Source organism: Pandoraea sp. NE5 (genome assembly GCF_024363545.1).
Lineage (GTDB): Bacteria > Pseudomonadota > Gammaproteobacteria > Burkholderiales > Burkholderiaceae > Pandoraea > Pandoraea cepalis.
Map to the genome: position 1 here is coordinate 1,492,500 of NZ_AP025517.1, position 16,073 is coordinate 1,508,572.

General features: G+C 60.6%; 10 protein-coding genes, 1 tRNA gene and 1 pseudogene. 8 read left to right on the plus strand and 4 right to left on the minus strand.

Annotated elements, in window-relative coordinates; translation table 11 throughout:
• The first annotated feature begins 292 nt into the window (after nucleotides 1-292).
• From PanNE5_RS06905 to bktB, 4 genes and pseudogenes are all read left to right on the plus strand, one after another.
• Entirely contained in the window at nucleotides 293-1,051 is a 759-nt protein-coding gene (locus PanNE5_RS06905; protein WP_261939492.1) for a GntR family transcriptional regulator, read from the plus strand.
• Between the two features lie 574 nt (nucleotides 1,052-1,625).
• A complete protein-coding gene (locus PanNE5_RS06910; RefSeq protein ID WP_261939493.1) occupies nucleotides 1,626-2,684 on the plus strand; it encodes a 3-keto-5-aminohexanoate cleavage protein in 1,059 nt (352 codons plus the stop codon).
• A gap of 692 nt (nucleotides 2,685-3,376) precedes the next feature.
• Nucleotides 3,377-4,654 (plus strand): MFS transporter, encoded by a 1,278-nt coding sequence (locus PanNE5_RS06915; RefSeq protein WP_315973490.1) that lies wholly within the window; start codon nucleotides 3,377-3,379, stop codon nucleotides 4,652-4,654.
• Nucleotides 4,655-4,783: 129 nt separating this feature from the next.
• Nucleotides 4,784-5,967: pseudogene (gene bktB, locus PanNE5_RS06920) on the plus strand (beta-ketothiolase BktB).
• A 125-nt stretch (nucleotides 5,968-6,092) separates the two neighbouring features.
• Here the strand turns inward: bktB and lhgO are convergent.
• On the minus strand, nucleotides 6,093-7,370 hold the full coding sequence (gene lhgO / locus PanNE5_RS06925) for an L-2-hydroxyglutarate oxidase (protein ID WP_261939495.1): 1,278 nt from the start codon (nucleotides 7,368-7,370) through the stop codon (nucleotides 6,093-6,095).
• Entirely contained in the window at nucleotides 7,367-8,302 is a 936-nt protein-coding gene (gene glaH / locus PanNE5_RS06930) for a glutarate dioxygenase GlaH (protein WP_261939496.1), read from the minus strand. The genes lhgO and glaH overlap by 4 nt, the downstream gene beginning before the upstream one ends.
• A gap of 99 nt (nucleotides 8,303-8,401) precedes the next feature.
• Here glaH and PanNE5_RS06935 point away from each other — a divergent pair, with 99 nt between their 5' ends.
• Complete coding sequence (locus PanNE5_RS06935; RefSeq protein ID WP_261939497.1) at nucleotides 8,402-9,322, plus strand: LysR substrate-binding domain-containing protein; 921 nt, start codon at nucleotides 8,402-8,404, stop codon at nucleotides 9,320-9,322.
• Nucleotides 9,323-9,755: 433 nt separating this feature from the next.
• Here PanNE5_RS06935 and PanNE5_RS06940 read toward each other — a convergent pair.
• Nucleotides 9,756-9,824 (minus strand) — tRNA-Met (locus tag PanNE5_RS06940).
• Between the two features lie 226 nt (nucleotides 9,825-10,050).
• Nucleotides 10,051-10,824, minus strand: a complete 774-nt coding sequence (locus tag PanNE5_RS06945; protein ID WP_261939498.1) for an IclR family transcriptional regulator — start codon at nucleotides 10,822-10,824, stop codon at nucleotides 10,051-10,053.
• 231 nt (nucleotides 10,825-11,055) lie between these two features.
• Here PanNE5_RS06945 and PanNE5_RS06950 point away from each other — a divergent pair, with 231 nt between their 5' ends.
• The 3 genes from PanNE5_RS06950 to PanNE5_RS06960 are packed head-to-tail and all read left to right on the plus strand — an operon-like array spanning nucleotide 11,056 to nucleotide 15,991.
• The gene (locus tag PanNE5_RS06950) at nucleotides 11,056-13,077 is read left to right on the plus strand and encodes a hydantoinase/oxoprolinase family protein (protein WP_261939499.1); all 2,022 of its coding nucleotides are present in this window, start codon (nucleotides 11,056-11,058) and stop codon (nucleotides 13,075-13,077) included.
• 2 nt (nucleotides 13,078-13,079) lie between these two features.
• Complete coding sequence (locus PanNE5_RS06955; protein ID WP_261939500.1) at nucleotides 13,080-14,708, plus strand: hydantoinase B/oxoprolinase family protein; 1,629 nt, start codon at nucleotides 13,080-13,082, stop codon at nucleotides 14,706-14,708.
• 26 nt (nucleotides 14,709-14,734) lie between these two features.
• A complete protein-coding gene (locus PanNE5_RS06960) occupies nucleotides 14,735-15,991 on the plus strand; it encodes an ABC transporter substrate-binding protein (RefSeq protein ID WP_261939501.1) in 1,257 nt (418 codons plus the stop codon).
• The last annotated feature ends 82 nt before the right edge of the window (nucleotides 15,992-16,073 follow it).

Consider the following 16,073-nt stretch of genomic DNA (forward strand, 5'->3'; position numbering starts at 1 on the left):
TGGGGTAGATGTAGGAGCCTCGGTGGCCGCAGGCGAATCGCCCCGGATTTCAAGGAGGCGGTTCGACTTCGGTCAGGTCGGGCGCGGAAATTCTTGCTGGGCAGCGAGCGTCCGGAAGCCCAAGTTCAATCCTAATAAACCGATCCCGCGTTTTTGTCGACACTACAATATCGGTGACTATAATGTCTGCAGGTTAAATTCGACATAAATTGATTCCGCTAACGCCATGGCACGAAATAGGACGCAAAACCTCCCGGATCTTTCCTCTCTACTTGCTCCCAAGAATTCATTGATGCTGGCGGTTGAGCGGGCGGTGTTGCGCGGGCAGGACTGGGCATCTGCCTCGGCGCCGATTGCCGAGCAGATTGCTGCACGACTGGCCGGGGTCATTACGCTTGACTTGGTGAAATCAGGGCAGCGCCTCCTGGAGACGGATATCAGCGAGGTACTGCACGTCAGTCGCTCTCCCGTGCGCGAAGCGATGCGTATATTGGAACGCGACCGTCTGGTCGAATTTCAGGCCAGACGTGGGGCGATCGTAACGTCGCCCGACGAGCATGAGCTTCGCGACATATTTCACGTGCGAAGCGTACTTTACGTCACGATGCTGGAACAGGTGGCGCGTGAAAATCCATCCGAGCTCGAGGCGTTGCTGACCGCGCACATGCCCAAACTGATAAAGGCAGCGGACGAGTCTGCCGATGCCTATGCCGTGGAGAGCTTCCTCCTGAATTTCAGCATGGTCGGTCTGTGCAGCAATCGGCTTTTGGTCGATCTCCTGCACTCAATCTCGTTGCGAACGCTGCGTTATGTCCGGCTGGGTTTCGTCGCTGAGCCCCGAGCGATTCGAGCGTCGCTAAGGGACTGGCGGGCACTGCAGAAGGCCGCGAACCAACGCGACAGCAAACTGCTGCTTTCCCTTGCCATCGGGCGCCTCGACGAAGCCAGGGATACTGCTGTTCGCGCCATCGCTGAAAAGTCGACATCCGGTCGGCGCTCGCGTGCCTCCAAGGCGAGTCCATCGAAAGCAGAGACTATCGCTGCAAAGTAACCGTTTCCCGTGCGCAAGGGACCGTTGAGGCCTGAATGCGCGCGGCATCATCTACCTGACGCTCCCAGCCGAGTTTTCATGACTGTCGGGCCGTCTGCGCGGCCCCGATATCGCCCAAATCGTGCGTGATGCGCCCTACGCAAGCGGGGCATCACGCCGCCCTCCCTTCGTCGCCGACTTCACCTTCCCGCCCGGCAAACCTCTTTTCGTCATCGGGGATTCCCCGCATCTGACGTCGCAAACGGCACCTCGTTCTTGGAAAAATCCAGGCGGGGCGGTAGGAGCAGAGGAGGGGGGCATGTCGTCCCCCAAGCTAACTGCCGTATACGCCGGACGGCGCCTGATCAGGCGGCGCGCCTTCTTGTCATGAAGAGTCAAGTTCAAGACACCCAATGTAAAGCGGGAAGTGGTGCGAGGCCAGATGATTCAATCGTGGTTCCGGACACTTGTTCAACGAAATGCTGGATCGCCTGGGTACTGTCGCCCGGACGATGGTGTTTCAAATGGATGTCCAGGCTTTCTCATCGGTTCGACTATCACACCACTTACGTTTGAAATTGGAGATCCATCCATCATGAACTTCCTTGACGGCCACCTGTATCCCGAAAACCAGCAGCCCCTGATCATCACGGCGGCACCCTACGCGCCGGGTTGGATTCCCTCTGACTTCCCGGAAGATATCCCCATTACGATGGAGGAGCAGATCCAGAAGGCGGTGGATTGTTACGAAGCCGGTGCTACCGTGCTGCACCTGCATGTGCGCGAACTCGACGGCAAGGGCAGCAAGCGCCTATCCATGTTCAATGAGCTGATCGCCGGAGTGCGCGCCCGCGTGCCGGAGATGATCATCCAGGTGGGCGGCTCCATCAGCTTCGCACCGGAGTCCGATGGCCAAGCCGCCAAATGGCTCAGCGATGACACGCGCCATATGCTGGCCGAGCTCGATCCGAAGCCCGACCAAGTGACGGTGACCGTCAACACGACGCAGATGAATGTGACGGAGCATGCGGGTGAGGATGATTTTCGCGGCGTTTCTCGCGGATTCCCGCACCTCTATGCAACCTACAAGGACATGATCGTTCCTTCGAATCCCAGCTGGGTCGAAGAGCACATCCGGCGCCTGACGGCCGCTGGAATCCAAAGCGAGTTTCAGTGCTACAACATCAACAGCTTTGAAACGATCGAGCGCATGATTCGCCGCGGCGTCTACAAGGGGCCGCTGGTGTTGAACTGGGTGGCGATCAGCGGCGGCATGGATCAGGCGAACATCTACAACCTGGCCCACTTCCTGCGTGCCGTGCCGGACGGTGCGGTGGTCACAGTGGAGAGTTCGGTACTCAACGTGCTGCCCGTGAACATGATTGGCATCGCCTTGGGCCTGCATGTGCGTTGCGGCATTGAGGATGTCCTCTGGAACCAGACCCGCACGGGGAAGATGAGCTCGGTCGAGCAGGTCAAGCAATTGGTGCGTATCTCCGGCGAATTCGGTCGCCCCATCGCGACCGCGGCACAGGCACGGGAGATCATGAAGATCGGGATCTTCTACGAGACCGCGGACGAGACGCTCCACGCAAATGGCTTTGCGCCCAATCGCAAGGGCGGCAACCAGGGATTCCTGCGCAAGCCTGACTAAAGCCTCCGGGGGAGGGGCATCGTCGGCGGTATGAGGGCATCCGGCGTTGTTCGGAGACAAACCAAAGCGACGTTGACTCTCCTTCTTCCAAGCCCATACATCGACTGAATGCCTTGAATCAATCAAGGCACCCGGCATACGAACAATACCTCTCGGTGGTTGGCTTATTCTGCCATCAAAATGGAAATGCCCATTGCTCCGGGTTTACGCCAGCGCAGAACACACCGTCGACACACTCGAGCAGGTTTTTTGAGCAATATTTAATTAATGTAGACAAAAATAAATTGAGTGCTATTCTGCAATCAATGTTTGTCGTTTGATCAACGGGGGTGTTGGCCAGATATCCCGCGCTGCAGGAATCACCCGGTGAGTTGGCGATAAGTCGCCCTCCGGCGGGGCAGCAGCAACATCGATTTTCCTGCGAGCATCAGGCGTTGAACAAGAAGGGAATCGAGCTGATGTACCGTCATCAAAAACGTAGTCGAGATGCTTGAAAAATTGTCGAGATCAGAAACCCGTACGGCGCACAAAGAATGCGACCGGCGATTTTTCTGACCATCGGGAAGAACCATTGCCGGTCATGGTGAGGAGCACTTGCGTCACGCGTGCCAGCAACACCAGGCGGCAGGACTCAATATGATTTTCGAGAATCATTCGAGGAGACAGAAGTGAACGTATACACGAACAGCGTGATGCCGGCCGATCCGGCCGCAGCGCCGAGTGGCACCCGCGCCTACGCGTGGGTGGTATTTGCATTGATGTTTTGTCTCTTGCTTTCGGACTACATGTCGCGCCAGGCGATCAATGCGTTGTTCCCCATCTTGAAAGTAGAGTGGCAACTCAACGATACCCACCTCGGCTCGATCAGCGGTATCGTGCCGTTGACGGTCGGCTTGCTGACCCTCCCGTTTTCCATCATCGCGGACCGCTGGGGGCGTGTCAAAAGCATTGCTCTGATGGTAGCCCTGTGGAGTTTTGCCACGCTCGGGTGTGCCTTGGCCGCCAACTACAACGAAATGTTCATCGCACGTTTGTTCGTTGGCGTCGGTGAGGCGGCTTACGGAAGTGTTGGATTCGCGATGCTTGTGGGAATTTTTCCAAAGCACCTGCGCTCTACCATCGCCGGCGGCTTTACGTCCGCCGCCGCCTTTGGGTCCGTGCTCGGCGTTTCGCTTTCCGGCCTCGTCGCGACGCACTATAGCTGGCGCTGGTCGCTGGGGCTGATGGCGATCATTGGTTTCGTGTTGACGATCATCTACTATTTCGTCGTGACGGAGACGCGTCTCGCAAATGTGCGGCCGGCCGACGAGCGCGGAACCCCGGCGCCCACGCGTGTGAAACTGACGCCCGGTATGCTGTTCACGGGCCTGTTTCCGTCCTGGTCTGTTCTTTGCGCATACCTTGGTTCTGCCTCGCAGATTTTCGTTCAAGGGACGCTTTTCGTGTGGCTGCCCAGCTATCTGAATCGCTACTGGGGCATGCCTGTCGGCAAGGCTGCCATGGTGGCCGCCGGTCTTGTCCTTGTCAGCGGAGCAGGCCAACTTCTGTGCGGCGTATTGACGGACCGGCTCAGCGGCGCCTCGTCGCTCAAGCGATGGAACGTGGCCATTGGTTATTGTCTTGTTCTGGCTTTGCTGCTGACGGCTGCGTTCCGCTTGCCGCCTGGCAATCTGCAGCTTGCGTTCCTGATTCCCGCAGTGTTCTTCCTGGCCAGTTCATTCGGCACATGTGGCGCGATCATTGCAGAGGCCACGCCGTCGTCTATCCACGGCTCGGCATTCGCGACGTTGACGTTGTTCAACAATATCCTGGGCCTCGCAGCCGGCCCGTTCGTCACAGGCATGCTCGCGGATGCCTTTAGCCTTCAGGCTGCCTTGCGCCTGCTTCCGATCGCGGCATTGCTGCCTCTCTCGGTGTACATCATTGGTCGGTGGCGTCACGTGGCGGAGACTCGGCGTCGCGGCGGGTGATGCCGATGTGGCATCCCTCATCATTCTTATATTCGGGGGGCCGTATCTCGAGTCGCCCGCTTCGGCACGATCCGCGAAGCGGGCAAATTTTTTAACCTTCGTTGCGCCGTTTAACGCAGGAAAGCAAACATGAAACGTGAAGTGGTAATCGTCAGCGGTGTACGGACGGCGATCGGTGATTTTGGCGGAAGCCTGAAAGACATTGCGCCGACAGTGTTGGGTGCGCAAGTCGTTCGCGAGGTGCTCTCGCGTGGCGCCGTCGACGGGGCCGAGGTCGGTCATGTCGTCTTCGGTAATGTCGTTCACACCGAACCGAAGGATATGTATCTGGCGCGCGTGGCTGCCATGAATGGGGGCATATCCGAACACGCACCGGCCTTCACACTGAACCGCCTCTGCGGTTCTGGATTGCAGGCCGTGATCTCCGCATCGCAGAGCATTCTGCTGGGCGATGCGGACATCGCTGTGGCAGGGGGGCGGAGAACATGAGCCGCGCACCCCATATCGCACCCCAGGCGCGTTTTGGTGTACGCATGGGCGACGCGACGCTGGTCGACATGATGGTCGGTGCGCTGACAGATCCGTTTCACCGCGTCCATATGGGGGTGACTGCGGAAAACGTTGCCCGGCAATTCGGCATCTCGCGCGAACAGCAGGACGCGTTGGCGCTGGAGTCCCATCGTCGTGCCGCACACGCCATTGCACAAGGCTATTTCAAAGATCAAATTCTGCCCGTCACGCTCAATGGTAAGCGAGGGGAGACGGTTTTCGATACGGACGAACACGTGCGCTTGAACGCCACGCTTGATGAATTCACGCGACTCAAGCCCGTGTTCGATCGCGACGCGGGTACGGTGACTGCCGGTAACGCGTCGGGCATCAACGACGCCGCGGCGGCGTTGTTGGTCATGGAGCGCGGGGCCGCCGAGCGACGCGGTGTACGGCCGATGGCTCGTCTGGTGTCGTACGCGCACGCCGGCGTGGACCCCAAGATCATGGGCATAGGCCCCGTGCCGGCGACCCGAGCTGCACTGGCGCGCGCGGGGCTCACTGTTGACGATCTCGACGTGATCGAGGCAAACGAAGCGTTCGCGGCGCAGGCATGTGCGGTGTCAGGCGAGTTAAAGCTCGATCCGGCCAAGGTGAACCCGAACGGTTCCGGCATTTCGCTCGGTCATCCGATCGGTGCGACGGGGGCATTGATGACTGTCAAGGCCATCTATGAGTTGCAACGCGTGGGCGGACGCTATGCGCTGGTCACGATGTGCATTGGGGGTGGGCAGGGCATCGCCGCGGTGTTCGAGCGGTTGTGAGGGCGCACCGGGTTGACGGCGTTGAACCGAACTGGTTTGGCAGCGGCGTCAACCCATCATGACGAGATCGTGACTTGCAAGGGTCACGATCTCCGTCACGTTCGGTAGTGTTTTCCGCAAAGGGCTTACGCGGCCGCCAGATGGGAGGCCTGCATTGTCGCGTTTGCGCCGGCAGGCGCAAGATCGAACCGCTCGCTGAACTGCTTGACGAGATGCGCACCGATCGGCAGTGCGGAGGTGGCCGCCGGCGAAGGCGCGTTGCATACATGCAAGCTGCGTTTCGACGAGCGGATCAGGAAGTCATGCACCATGCTGCCGTCTGCCATGACAGCCTGAGCACGTACGCCGGACGGGTACGGCTCAAGGTCTGACAACTCGAGTTCCGGACAGTATCGGCGGCACAGTTCGAGATAACCCCGCTTCCACAGCGAGTTGCGCATCTCGGCGAGTCCCGATGCGCCGTGCTTGCTGAGCATCTTCCAGAAGCCCGGGAACGTAGTCATACCGGCGAGATCCTTCAGGCTTGCGTCGCGCCAGCGATAGCCCTCGCGCGCCAGCGCCAGCACCGCGTTGGGGCCTACAGTGACATACCCGCCGATCATGCGCGTCAGATGCACGCCGAGAAACGGCAGCGCGGGATCCGGCACCGGATAGATCAGATGGTTCACGATGTCGTTCTTCGATGCCGGCAAGCGATAGTATTCGCCGCGAAACGGCACGATCCGGAAATCGAGATCGACCTTGCACATCTTCGCCAGGCGATCCGCCATCAGTCCTGCGCAGACGATCGCGTGCTTTGCCCGGAAGCGGCCGCTCGAGGTCTCCGCGGTGATGCCGTTATCGTCCTCGTGAAGCGCGTCGACACGCCGGTTCAGCAGAATCTGTGCGCCCTGCGCCTGGGCAAGTCGCGCCATCGTCGCGGTCATGCCGGGATAGTCCGCGATACCGCTGGATGCCACGCGGATCGCTGCACGCCCCGCAATGCGTGGCTCGAGCGCCTTTAGCGCCTTCTCGCCGAGCATCTCCGGATCGAGCCGGTTCTGCTGGCAGCGCGTGTACAGCGCATTCAGGCGTTCGATTTCGACGTCTTCGGTCGCGACGATCAGCTTGCCGCATTGCTCAACGCGTACGTTGTGGCGGCGCGCGAACGCATAAGTCGCGGCCGCGCCTTGCCTGCAGAACTCGGCCTTGAGGCTGCCCGGAGCATAGTACACGCCGGCGTGGATCACCCCGCTGTTGTGCCCGGACTGATGGGCGGCGAGTGATGCCTCCTTTTCCAGCACCAACACGCTCAGGCCTGGGTGGCGCTCGATCAGTTGCATGGCCGTCGATACGCCTACGATGCCACCGCCTATGATCAAGACATCCGCGTCATATCCGCGGTGATTCAGTGCTGTTGTCATTTCGAGAACACTCCACGTTGGCGCATCAACTCACGATGCAGTGCCGGATGCTTCTGGAACGGCGCCCGGCCGTGCAGCCAGAAATAGTTGTTGAGGACCACGAGATCGCCGACGGGCAGCGGGACTTCGCGCGTCGCGGCAGCAGATTCCATCGATGCCGACAAATCGTGTAGATAAGTCGCTTCGGCGGCTGAACGGGGTTGTACGAACTGATCGATGAAGGACATCGACAGCCCGTATTCGCTCTGGAAGAAAACCGGCCGCTCGATTTGCGCGTTGACGTTTTTCGAGCCGGGGGCCTTGTAGAGAAACGGCCGGGTGGCGAACGGATCGTTGAGGAAAGTGTCTCGCTCGCTCCAGTCATCGATATGCATGAAGCGCGACTCGCCGCCGACGGCGTTCTCTTCCGCGAACTTCATCATGAGCAGCCATTCGGTCGGCTCGTCGACGAAGGTGCCGTCCGTGTGGAGCGTAAACAAGCGGTATGCCTGGCGCAGATAGGAGTCGCTGTTGTCGGTGTCTTTGACGAGGAAGCGAGCGTAGTAGGTGCCCGACATGGCATCGTGATTCGCCGGTCCGAGCAGGTAGCCGACGGCTGTGCCGAAGCGCACGAAATCGCGATGATCATCGGTGACGTCGTGAACACCCAGTGTGAAGCCTCCGGTGGAGCGGTCCTCCACGAGCTTGCGAAGCGCGGGGGCAAAACCGTCGCCTACGGCACGCTCGAACGCCTGCGCCAGCATAAAGCGCATGAAGGGAACGTATTCGAGGTTCTGGACGTCGACGTCCTTGACTGAGGCGAAGAATTCCTGCAACGCATCAGGGCGTACGGTGACATGACGCAAGCGCTCATGATGCGGATGGCGTTCGATCGAGAACTTCAGTTGTGATTCGGCCGGCGGGGTCTTCGGTAGTGCTGTGACGGAGCTCATGATCGTGTCCTTGCGAGGTAAGTTACGCTATTTGACTTCGTATCTGTAATTTCTTAAACACGTATAGAATGAATTTTTATGCGTGAATAAAGATTAAAAATGATCGATAGTCGGCAACTTAAGCTATTCGTGGCGTTGGCCGAAGATCTGCACTTCGCTCGTGCAGCGGACCGGCTCGACATCGCACAATCGGTACTCAGCCAGCAGATCAAGCGGCTGGAAACCGATCTCGGTGTTCGACTTCTCAACCGCAACAAACGCGCGGCTATCACGCTAACCAATGCGGGCGACGTTTTTCTGGTCGAAGCCAAGGCCGCACTGCGTCAACTGGAGCGCGCCGAGCGGATTGGGCGTTTGGCGGCAAGAGGAGAAGCCGGTCGGGTTGCGCTCGGCTACATCGGATCGGCCGTAACGACCGGACTGCTGCCCGATACGCTCAAGGCCTTCAGGCTGGCGAGCCCGGACGTCCGTATGCACGTTGTGGTGATGGAAACACCGATGCAGCTGGAGCGCTTGTCGGACGGGAGCATTGATGTTGGTTTCATTCGGCCTCGGGCGAACTATCCCGACGGGGTCACAGCCCATGTGGTTCAGCGCGAACGCTTGTTGATTGCGCTTCCGGCGGACAGCCCGCTCGCGCGAATGAAAGCCGTAAAGGCTGCCCAGTTGCGCGGGGTGTCATTCATCGCGCCGCAGTTCAACGAGGCGGCCGGCTTCGCGGAAGGCCTCGCTAGGCTCGGTCGCGTGGGAGGGTTCGATGCGCAACCGGAGTATCGGGTCAACGATTTCGTTACGGCGGTCAGCATGGCGTCCGCGGGCTACGGAGTCGCCCTTGTGCCGCAATCCATCGGAGGATTCACCCAACCGGGCGTGGTGTTCAAGCCGCTAAGCGACTTCGAGGAGCAAGTCGAACTCGCGGTGGCCTATCGTGTTCGCGAGCATTCACCCTGCGTGCGGAGGTTCATCGATGCAGCGCTGTCATATGGCAGTCCATCTAGGCCCTGTGTTGGGAAACGCTAAGCGCACGGCGGGAATCGTCAAGCCTGGCACGCAAATGCGACCCGAAAGTGTATGCGTCCATCGACGGGTGGCGCAGGAGTGACATTGATTCGAACGCACCCTCTTCATCGGAAGTGCGGCGCTGCGACCAGCACAGCGTGCGTACTTGTTAGACGGCGTGTAGTGATGAGTTCGATGAATAAGCAACCGGTGTCGAATCGACACTGCGACCTGTCCGGTCTGACGGCGGTTGTCACAGGTGACGCATCAAATTTCCAGCGGCGAGCAGCTTGCCGGTAAGCGGGCGTTTCGTTGAAACCAAGATGTCGTCGAGAACACCGAACACAAACGCCGCGACGAACGCTGCTGACCTCGTTTGGACAGATTTTGGACAAAAAACCGGAATCCGGAAAGACAAAGGGGTTAACCGAAGCTAACCCCTTGTTTTATTTAGTGGCGAATCAGGGACTCGAACCCCGGACCTGCGGATTATGATTCCGCGCCTGGAGTCCCCCAGAGATAACATGGTACGGTAGGTCAGTCGTAGGGCGCCAGAGACCATGAAACTGTAGGCCCAGATAAATCAACGAGTTACCGTCGTGATCGCCAATTGGCGCATATGACAACACCGCAGTTCTCGCGACTGACCTATGGCAGCGCCAGAGTAGTTGCACTCGGCCGGCAGACGGCGTGCGCACACGGTAACGGCAAGGCGCGGTCGTCACCCGGTCAGCTGCCACGCACGCAGGTCAATGCGCGCGTACGGCATTCGTGATGGCGCCCGCGCATTCGCGCACCATTGCCCCCAACTTGCCTGTCACGTCCTCACGCGTCCAGCGACTGCTGGGGGCAACGACGTGTACCGCGGCGATAGCTCGGCCGTGCTTGTTGTACACGGGCGCGCCCACGTTCATGTGCCCCAGCATGTACTCCTCGAAGTTCATCGAGAAGCCGCGCGCGCGGCTTTCGACAACATGCGTGAAGATCGTTTCCGGGTCGAGCAGCGTCGCCGGGGTGAGCGCCTTGATTTCCGATTCGCGCAGCAGTGCGCGAGCGTCCTCATCGGGTAAACCGGCGAGATAGGCCCGGCCCGCCGAGGTGCAATACATCGGCATGCGGCTGCCGATCGCCATGTGCGCGACGATGGGCTTGCGACTTGTAAACGACGCGACGTAGACCATGTTCGTACCGCACGGCTCCGTGAGCGCCACGGTTTCGTCGCACGTGCTGTTCATCGCGGAGAGAAACGGATTGGCGCTTTCGATCAGCGGGTTCGCAGCAACGTAATTGCAGCCGATCTCCATCACCTTGTTGGCCAGTTCGTACCGTCGCGTGTACGGATCCTTGGTCACATACCCCAGCGTCTCGAGTGTGAACACGATGCGCTGTGCCGAGCTGCGTGTGATGCCAACCGCCTCCGCGATTTGCGCGAGGCTCATCTGGCGATTGCGCGCGCCAAACGCCGCAAGAATCGCCAATCCCTTGTCCACAGACTGGTTGAACATCGGTGAATCCTTGCCCATTGCATCGCTCCTTTTTGTTACAAATAAATCGACTATCGATTATTGATAGGCGTTTACCGAAACATGATGTGTGAATACACTAAAACAAACCGCTTTATGAAATCATTGTATCGCATATCGATTATCAATGTGTGTTTTAGCGGCCATCGAGTCGGCGTCTTCCCGTATCGATTGACGGGGGCGTTGTTCATCATCGAAAGCCGTCCCGAGGTCGGGACGAAGGGAACGCCAATGAAAGTCGGAGTTGAAGTGGGGGGGACGTTCACGGATCTGGTCGCACATGACAATGGCCGGATTCGCGTCATCAAGGTACCCAGCACGCCGGCCTCGCCGGATATCGGGGTGCTCGACGCCCTTCGGACGGCGGGCATCGATTTCGCCACGATCGAGGACTTCGCGCACGGTTCGACCGTCGCCACCAATGCCGTGCTCGAACGTAAAGGCGGCAAGGTCGCCTTCGTCGCGACGCAGGGGTTTCGCGACATCCTGTTCCTGCAACGTCATGATCGAAAGCATATCTACGACCTGTTCTACAAGAAGCCATCGCCGCCGGTGCAGCGTCGCGCCTGCTTCGAAGCCAAAGAGCGAATCCTGACCGACGGAAGCGTCGACACGGCACTCGACGAAGCGCGCTTTCGCTGCGAAGTGCTGCCGCAACTGGAGCGGGGCGCCTACGACGCCGTCGCCATCTGCCTGCTCAATGCATATCGCAATCCGGCCCACGAGCTGCGTCTGGCCCAACTGATTCGCGCCGCGCTGCCGAATGTGACGGTAACCTGCTCACATCAGGTGGCTTGCGAGTTCCGCGAATACGAGCGTGCCAGCACGGCCACGCTCTCCGCCTTCGTGCAGCCGGTCATTGCCGGCTATCTGGGCCGACTGACGCAGGCGCTGGAGCGCGAGGGTTTTCGCGGCCGCTTCTCCGTGATGCAGTCGAACGGCGGCCGTTTGCCTGCCGACGCCATGCGAGAGAACGCCATCAGCGCACTGTTCTCGGGGCCGGCCGCCGGCGTAGTTGGCGCCGTGCGCCAGGTCGTGCGCTCCGGTTATCGCAACGTCATCACCTTCGACATGGGCGGCACCAGCTCCGATGTATGTCTCGTGCAGGACAGCAAGCCTACGCTCGCGTCCGAAACCGAGATCGACGGCCTGCCTGTGCGTACGCCTGTCCTCGACATCGTCACGGTCGGCGCCGGCGGTGGCAGCCTGATCTGGGTCGACGACGGCGGCATGTTGCGTGTTGGTCCGAAGAGCGCCGGCGCTCAACCGGGGCCGGCCTGTTACGGTCGCGGCGGCACCGAACCGACCATTACGGATGCTCACGTGGTGCTCGGCACGGTGCGGGCAGAAGCGTTTCTCGGCGGTCAGATGGCCCTCGATGTGGCCGCCGCGCATCGCGCCTTCGATCAACTGGCAGCGCACTTTGGCCTGTCGGTCGAGGCTGTTGCCCACAATGCCGTGCGCCTGGCCAACGCCAACATCGTTCGCGCCATCCAGCTTGTGTCGACCGAACGAGGCCGGGACCCACGTGACTACGTACTCGTGCCTTTCGGCGGTGCGGGTCCGATGCAGGCCGCTCAGATTGCCGAAGACCTCGGCATCGGTACGGTAGTGGCGCCACCGAACCCCGGGGTGACGTCGGCCCACGGCCTGCTGGCGTCGGATTTCATCAAGTACGAAACGCAGACATACCGCGTGCAGGTCGCGGACGACACCTGCGACCAGTTGCGCGAGCGCTTCGCCGGGATGAAAGCCGATCTGGAAGCGCAGTTCGTACAGATGGCGTTCGACCAGCCGCTGGAATTCAGCTTCACGCTTGAAATGCGCTACGTAGGGCAAGCCTTCGAAGTGCCGCTCGAACTCGACGCCGCGACGCTTGCCGCACTTGAGCACAAGTCGCTGAGCGAGGGCTTCACCGAGGCACACGAGCGTATCTACTTCCATTCGGACAAGACGGGGCGTCCGATCGAGGTCGTGGCGCTGCGCGTCGGCGCCACGCTCGTCACGCCTCACGTCAGCGCGACGGCAAGCGTCACGGGCAGTCTGGACGCCGCGCCGGGCGAACCCGCGCTGTACGACGGCCGAAACTGGATGCCATGCCGCCGTCGCACGGTCGCAGCGCTGGGTGCGGACGGCGCAGCGTTGAGCGGTCCGGCGGTGCTGGAGGACTACACCACCACCGTACTCGTGCCGGCGGGCTGGCTGGCCAGCGTGGACACGCAATCCAACCTGATTCTCTCCAAGGAGGTTTGACGATGCCTGTCAATCCGTTCGACAACGCCATCATCAGCCAGAGCATGCTGGCCGCCGCCCGCGAGATGGGCGTGAAGCTGATCCGCTCCGCTTACTCGACCATTCTGCGCGAGGCGAGCGACGGCTCGGCCGCCATCAGCAACCTGAAAGGCGATATCGTTGCACAAGCCGAATTGATCCCGATCCAACTCGGCCCGATCGGCATCACGCTGAAGCAGTGTCTGGCGCGTTTTCCCATGGAGACGATTACGCCGGACGATTTCATGATCACCAACGATCCGTACTCCGGCGGCCAACACCTTCCGGATGTCTACATCTTCTGCCCAATTTTCTACGGCGAGCGCCTGATCGGATTTTCGGCGAGCGTCGCCCATCAGATCGACTTCGGCGGCGGTGCGCCGGGCCTCGATCCTGGGGCCACGGACATTTATCAGGAAGGCTTGCGCCTGCCGCCGACCAAGTGGTCGCAGAGCCGCGACTGGAACGGCGGACCGCTCGAACAACTGGTGCGGGCCAATATCCGTGTGCCGGATCTGACCATCGGCGACATGAATGCCATGTTCGCCGCCAACGCGATCGCCGCCGCGCGCGTGGCCCAGCTTTGCGACAAATACGGCGCGGACGCCGTGACCGAAGTGATGGCCGAAATGGTGAACTACTCGGAACGACGATTCCGAGCTGCCATCACGCAACTGCCCGACGGCGTGTACTACGGGGAAGACGTGATCGACGACGACGGTGTGACCGACGAGCCGCTGCTCATCAAGGTCAAGGTCGAAGTGCGCGGAGACGCCATCGACATCGACTTCACCGGCAGCAGCCCGCAGGTGCGGCGCAACCTGAACTCGCCATTCTCCTGCACGGTGTCGGCGGCGGTCACGTGCGTCAAATCGGTGCTGACGTCGCCGGATATTCCCTTCAACGACGGCATTCTGCGCGCGGTACGAATCAGCGCGCCGTACGGCTCGATCCTCAATCCGGCGCCGCCTTCGCCGGTGCGCGCACGGCTGGAGGCCAACTACCGGATCTATAACGCCATCATGCGCGCGCTCGCACCGGTCGCACCGGAGAAGGTGATTGCGACGGGCTTCGATACGCTGACCGCCGCCTGCTTCTCGTTACAGCGTGACGAAAGTTACAGCGTCTATCTGGAAATCTTCGGTGGCGGATACGGCGGCTCCCAACACGGCGATGGCTGCGATGCGGTCGACTCGCCGCTGTCGAACTGCGCCAATACGCCGGTCGAAGCGCTGGATATGGAATACGACTTCTTCCGCCTGGAACGCTACACGCTGGAGCCCGACTCGTTCGGTATCGGGAAATATCGGGGCGGCGCGGGGTTCAGCCGGGAGTACAGCGTGCTCAAGGACGGCGTGGTCTTTGCGATCTATGCCGACCGTCACCGGTACGCGCCGCAGGGACTGTTCGGCGGCGAGGCCGGTGAGCGGGGCTACTGCGAACTCACACGCAACGGCGTGACAGAGCGCATTGCGTCGAAATCAATGGTCACGCTCAATCGCGGCGACCGCGTCAAGGTCTACATGGGCGGCGGCGGCGGCTATGGCGATGCTGCCGAGCGTCCGCGAGCGCTGCGCGAAGCCGATATCGAAGACGGTATGGTCACTCAGTGAGTCCACACACAATGGAGGGCATGACAATGAAAAAGCATTTGACCGGGAGACTTCGCCTGAGCAGCCTGTGCATCGCCAAGGTGACGGCCATGGCGGCAATGATCGCGTCGGGCGCCGCCCATGCCGGAATCGAGGGCAATACCGTCAAGATCGGCCTGCTCACCGACATGAGCGGTGCCTTCTCGCAGTTCTCCGGGCAAGGCTCGGTCGTTGCCGCGCAAATGGCCATCGACGACTGCCTCGCCAAGGAATGCAAGGGCCTGAAGATCCAGCTTCTCACGGCGGATCATCAGAACAAGACCGATATTGCGCTTTCCAAGGCGCGTGAGTGGGCAGACGTCGAACACGTGGACGCCTACGCTGACATGGTCAACTCGGCGGTTGCGCTGGCCATGGAGAATCTGGCGGTGCAAAAGAAGAAGATCGCCCTGTTTGTCGGTGGTCCCCTGAGCATCACCAACGAGAACTGTCAGCCCGAGTACGCGGTGCAGTGGATGTGGGATACCTACTCGCAGACTGCGGCGGCGATCAAGGGGCTGGCCAAGCCCAAGCAGGGCTGGTACTTCGTGACGGTCGATTACGCCTACGGTCTTGCCGCCACGGCAGAGGCGCGCAAGCAGCTCGACGCGATCGGCGCACAGACAGTCGGCGAGTCCAAGCATCCGCTCAACACCAGCGACATGTCTTCGCAGATCATCGCGGCCCAGCAGTCGAAGGCCGATGTCGTAGCGTTCGCGAACTCGGGCGCCGACGCAGCCAATGCGATCAAGACCGCCAGTGAGTTCCAGCTCAGCGCCAAGAAACAACTGGCCGCGTTTTTCCCGACCGTTTACGAAATCAAGGGCATCGGGCTCGCGCAGGCACAGGGTCTCCAGTTCCCGGAGAGCTTCTATTGGGACCTGGATGACGGCACCCGCCGCTTCAGCAAGCGCTTCATGGAGCTGTACAAGAAGGGGCCGCCGTCGCTCACGCACGCTGGCGTGTATTCGTCCGTCTACCACTATCTCAAGGCAGTCGTTGCCGCCGACTCGAAAGACCCGGCGCTCGTCATGCGCAAGATGCATGAGCTTCCGATCCAGGACGACGTGGTGCGCAACGCGACCTTGCGGGCCGATGGCCGCATGATCCACGACTACTACTACTTCAAGGTGAAGTCGCCGAAGGAGTCGAAGGGGCCGTGGGATCTGTACACCCTGCAAAAGGTGCTGCCGGGCGAGCAGGTGTTCCTGCCGGCATCGCAAAGCCAATGCCGGACGCTCAGGAAGAGCACGGCGTCGCGCTGATCGAATCCAGTCCGGTATAAGCCGCTCGCGCACGGCGCGGGCCACCTTGCGCGTTTGGCGTGAGGGGCCCGCGCTCGGCCCG

Excerpts from the sequence above, each read along its gene's own strand:
- PanNE5_RS06905 (WP_261939492.1), top strand. The coding sequence starts at position 293 with ATGCTGGCGGTTGAGCGGGCGGTGTTGCGCGGGCAGGACTGGGCATCT.
- PanNE5_RS06910 (WP_261939493.1), top strand. The coding sequence starts at position 1,626 with ATGAACTTCCTTGACGGCCACCTGTATCCCGAAAACCAGCAGCCCCTG.
- PanNE5_RS06915 (WP_315973490.1), top strand. The coding sequence starts at position 3,377 with ATGCCGGCCGATCCGGCCGCAGCGCCGAGTGGCACCCGCGCCTACGCG.
- lhgO (WP_261939495.1), bottom strand. The coding sequence starts at position 7,370 with ATGACAACAGCACTGAATCACCGCGGATATGACGCGGATGTCTTGATC.
- glaH (WP_261939496.1), bottom strand. The coding sequence starts at position 8,302 with ATGAGCTCCGTCACAGCACTACCGAAGACCCCGCCGGCCGAATCACAA.
- PanNE5_RS06935 (WP_261939497.1), top strand. The coding sequence starts at position 8,402 with ATGATCGATAGTCGGCAACTTAAGCTATTCGTGGCGTTGGCCGAAGAT.
- PanNE5_RS06945 (WP_261939498.1), bottom strand. The coding sequence starts at position 10,824 with ATGGGCAAGGATTCACCGATGTTCAACCAGTCTGTGGACAAGGGATTG.
- PanNE5_RS06950 (WP_261939499.1), top strand. The coding sequence starts at position 11,056 with ATGAAAGTCGGAGTTGAAGTGGGGGGGACGTTCACGGATCTGGTCGCA.
- PanNE5_RS06955 (WP_261939500.1), top strand. The coding sequence starts at position 13,080 with ATGCCTGTCAATCCGTTCGACAACGCCATCATCAGCCAGAGCATGCTG.
- PanNE5_RS06960 (WP_261939501.1), top strand. The coding sequence starts at position 14,735 with ATGAAAAAGCATTTGACCGGGAGACTTCGCCTGAGCAGCCTGTGCATC.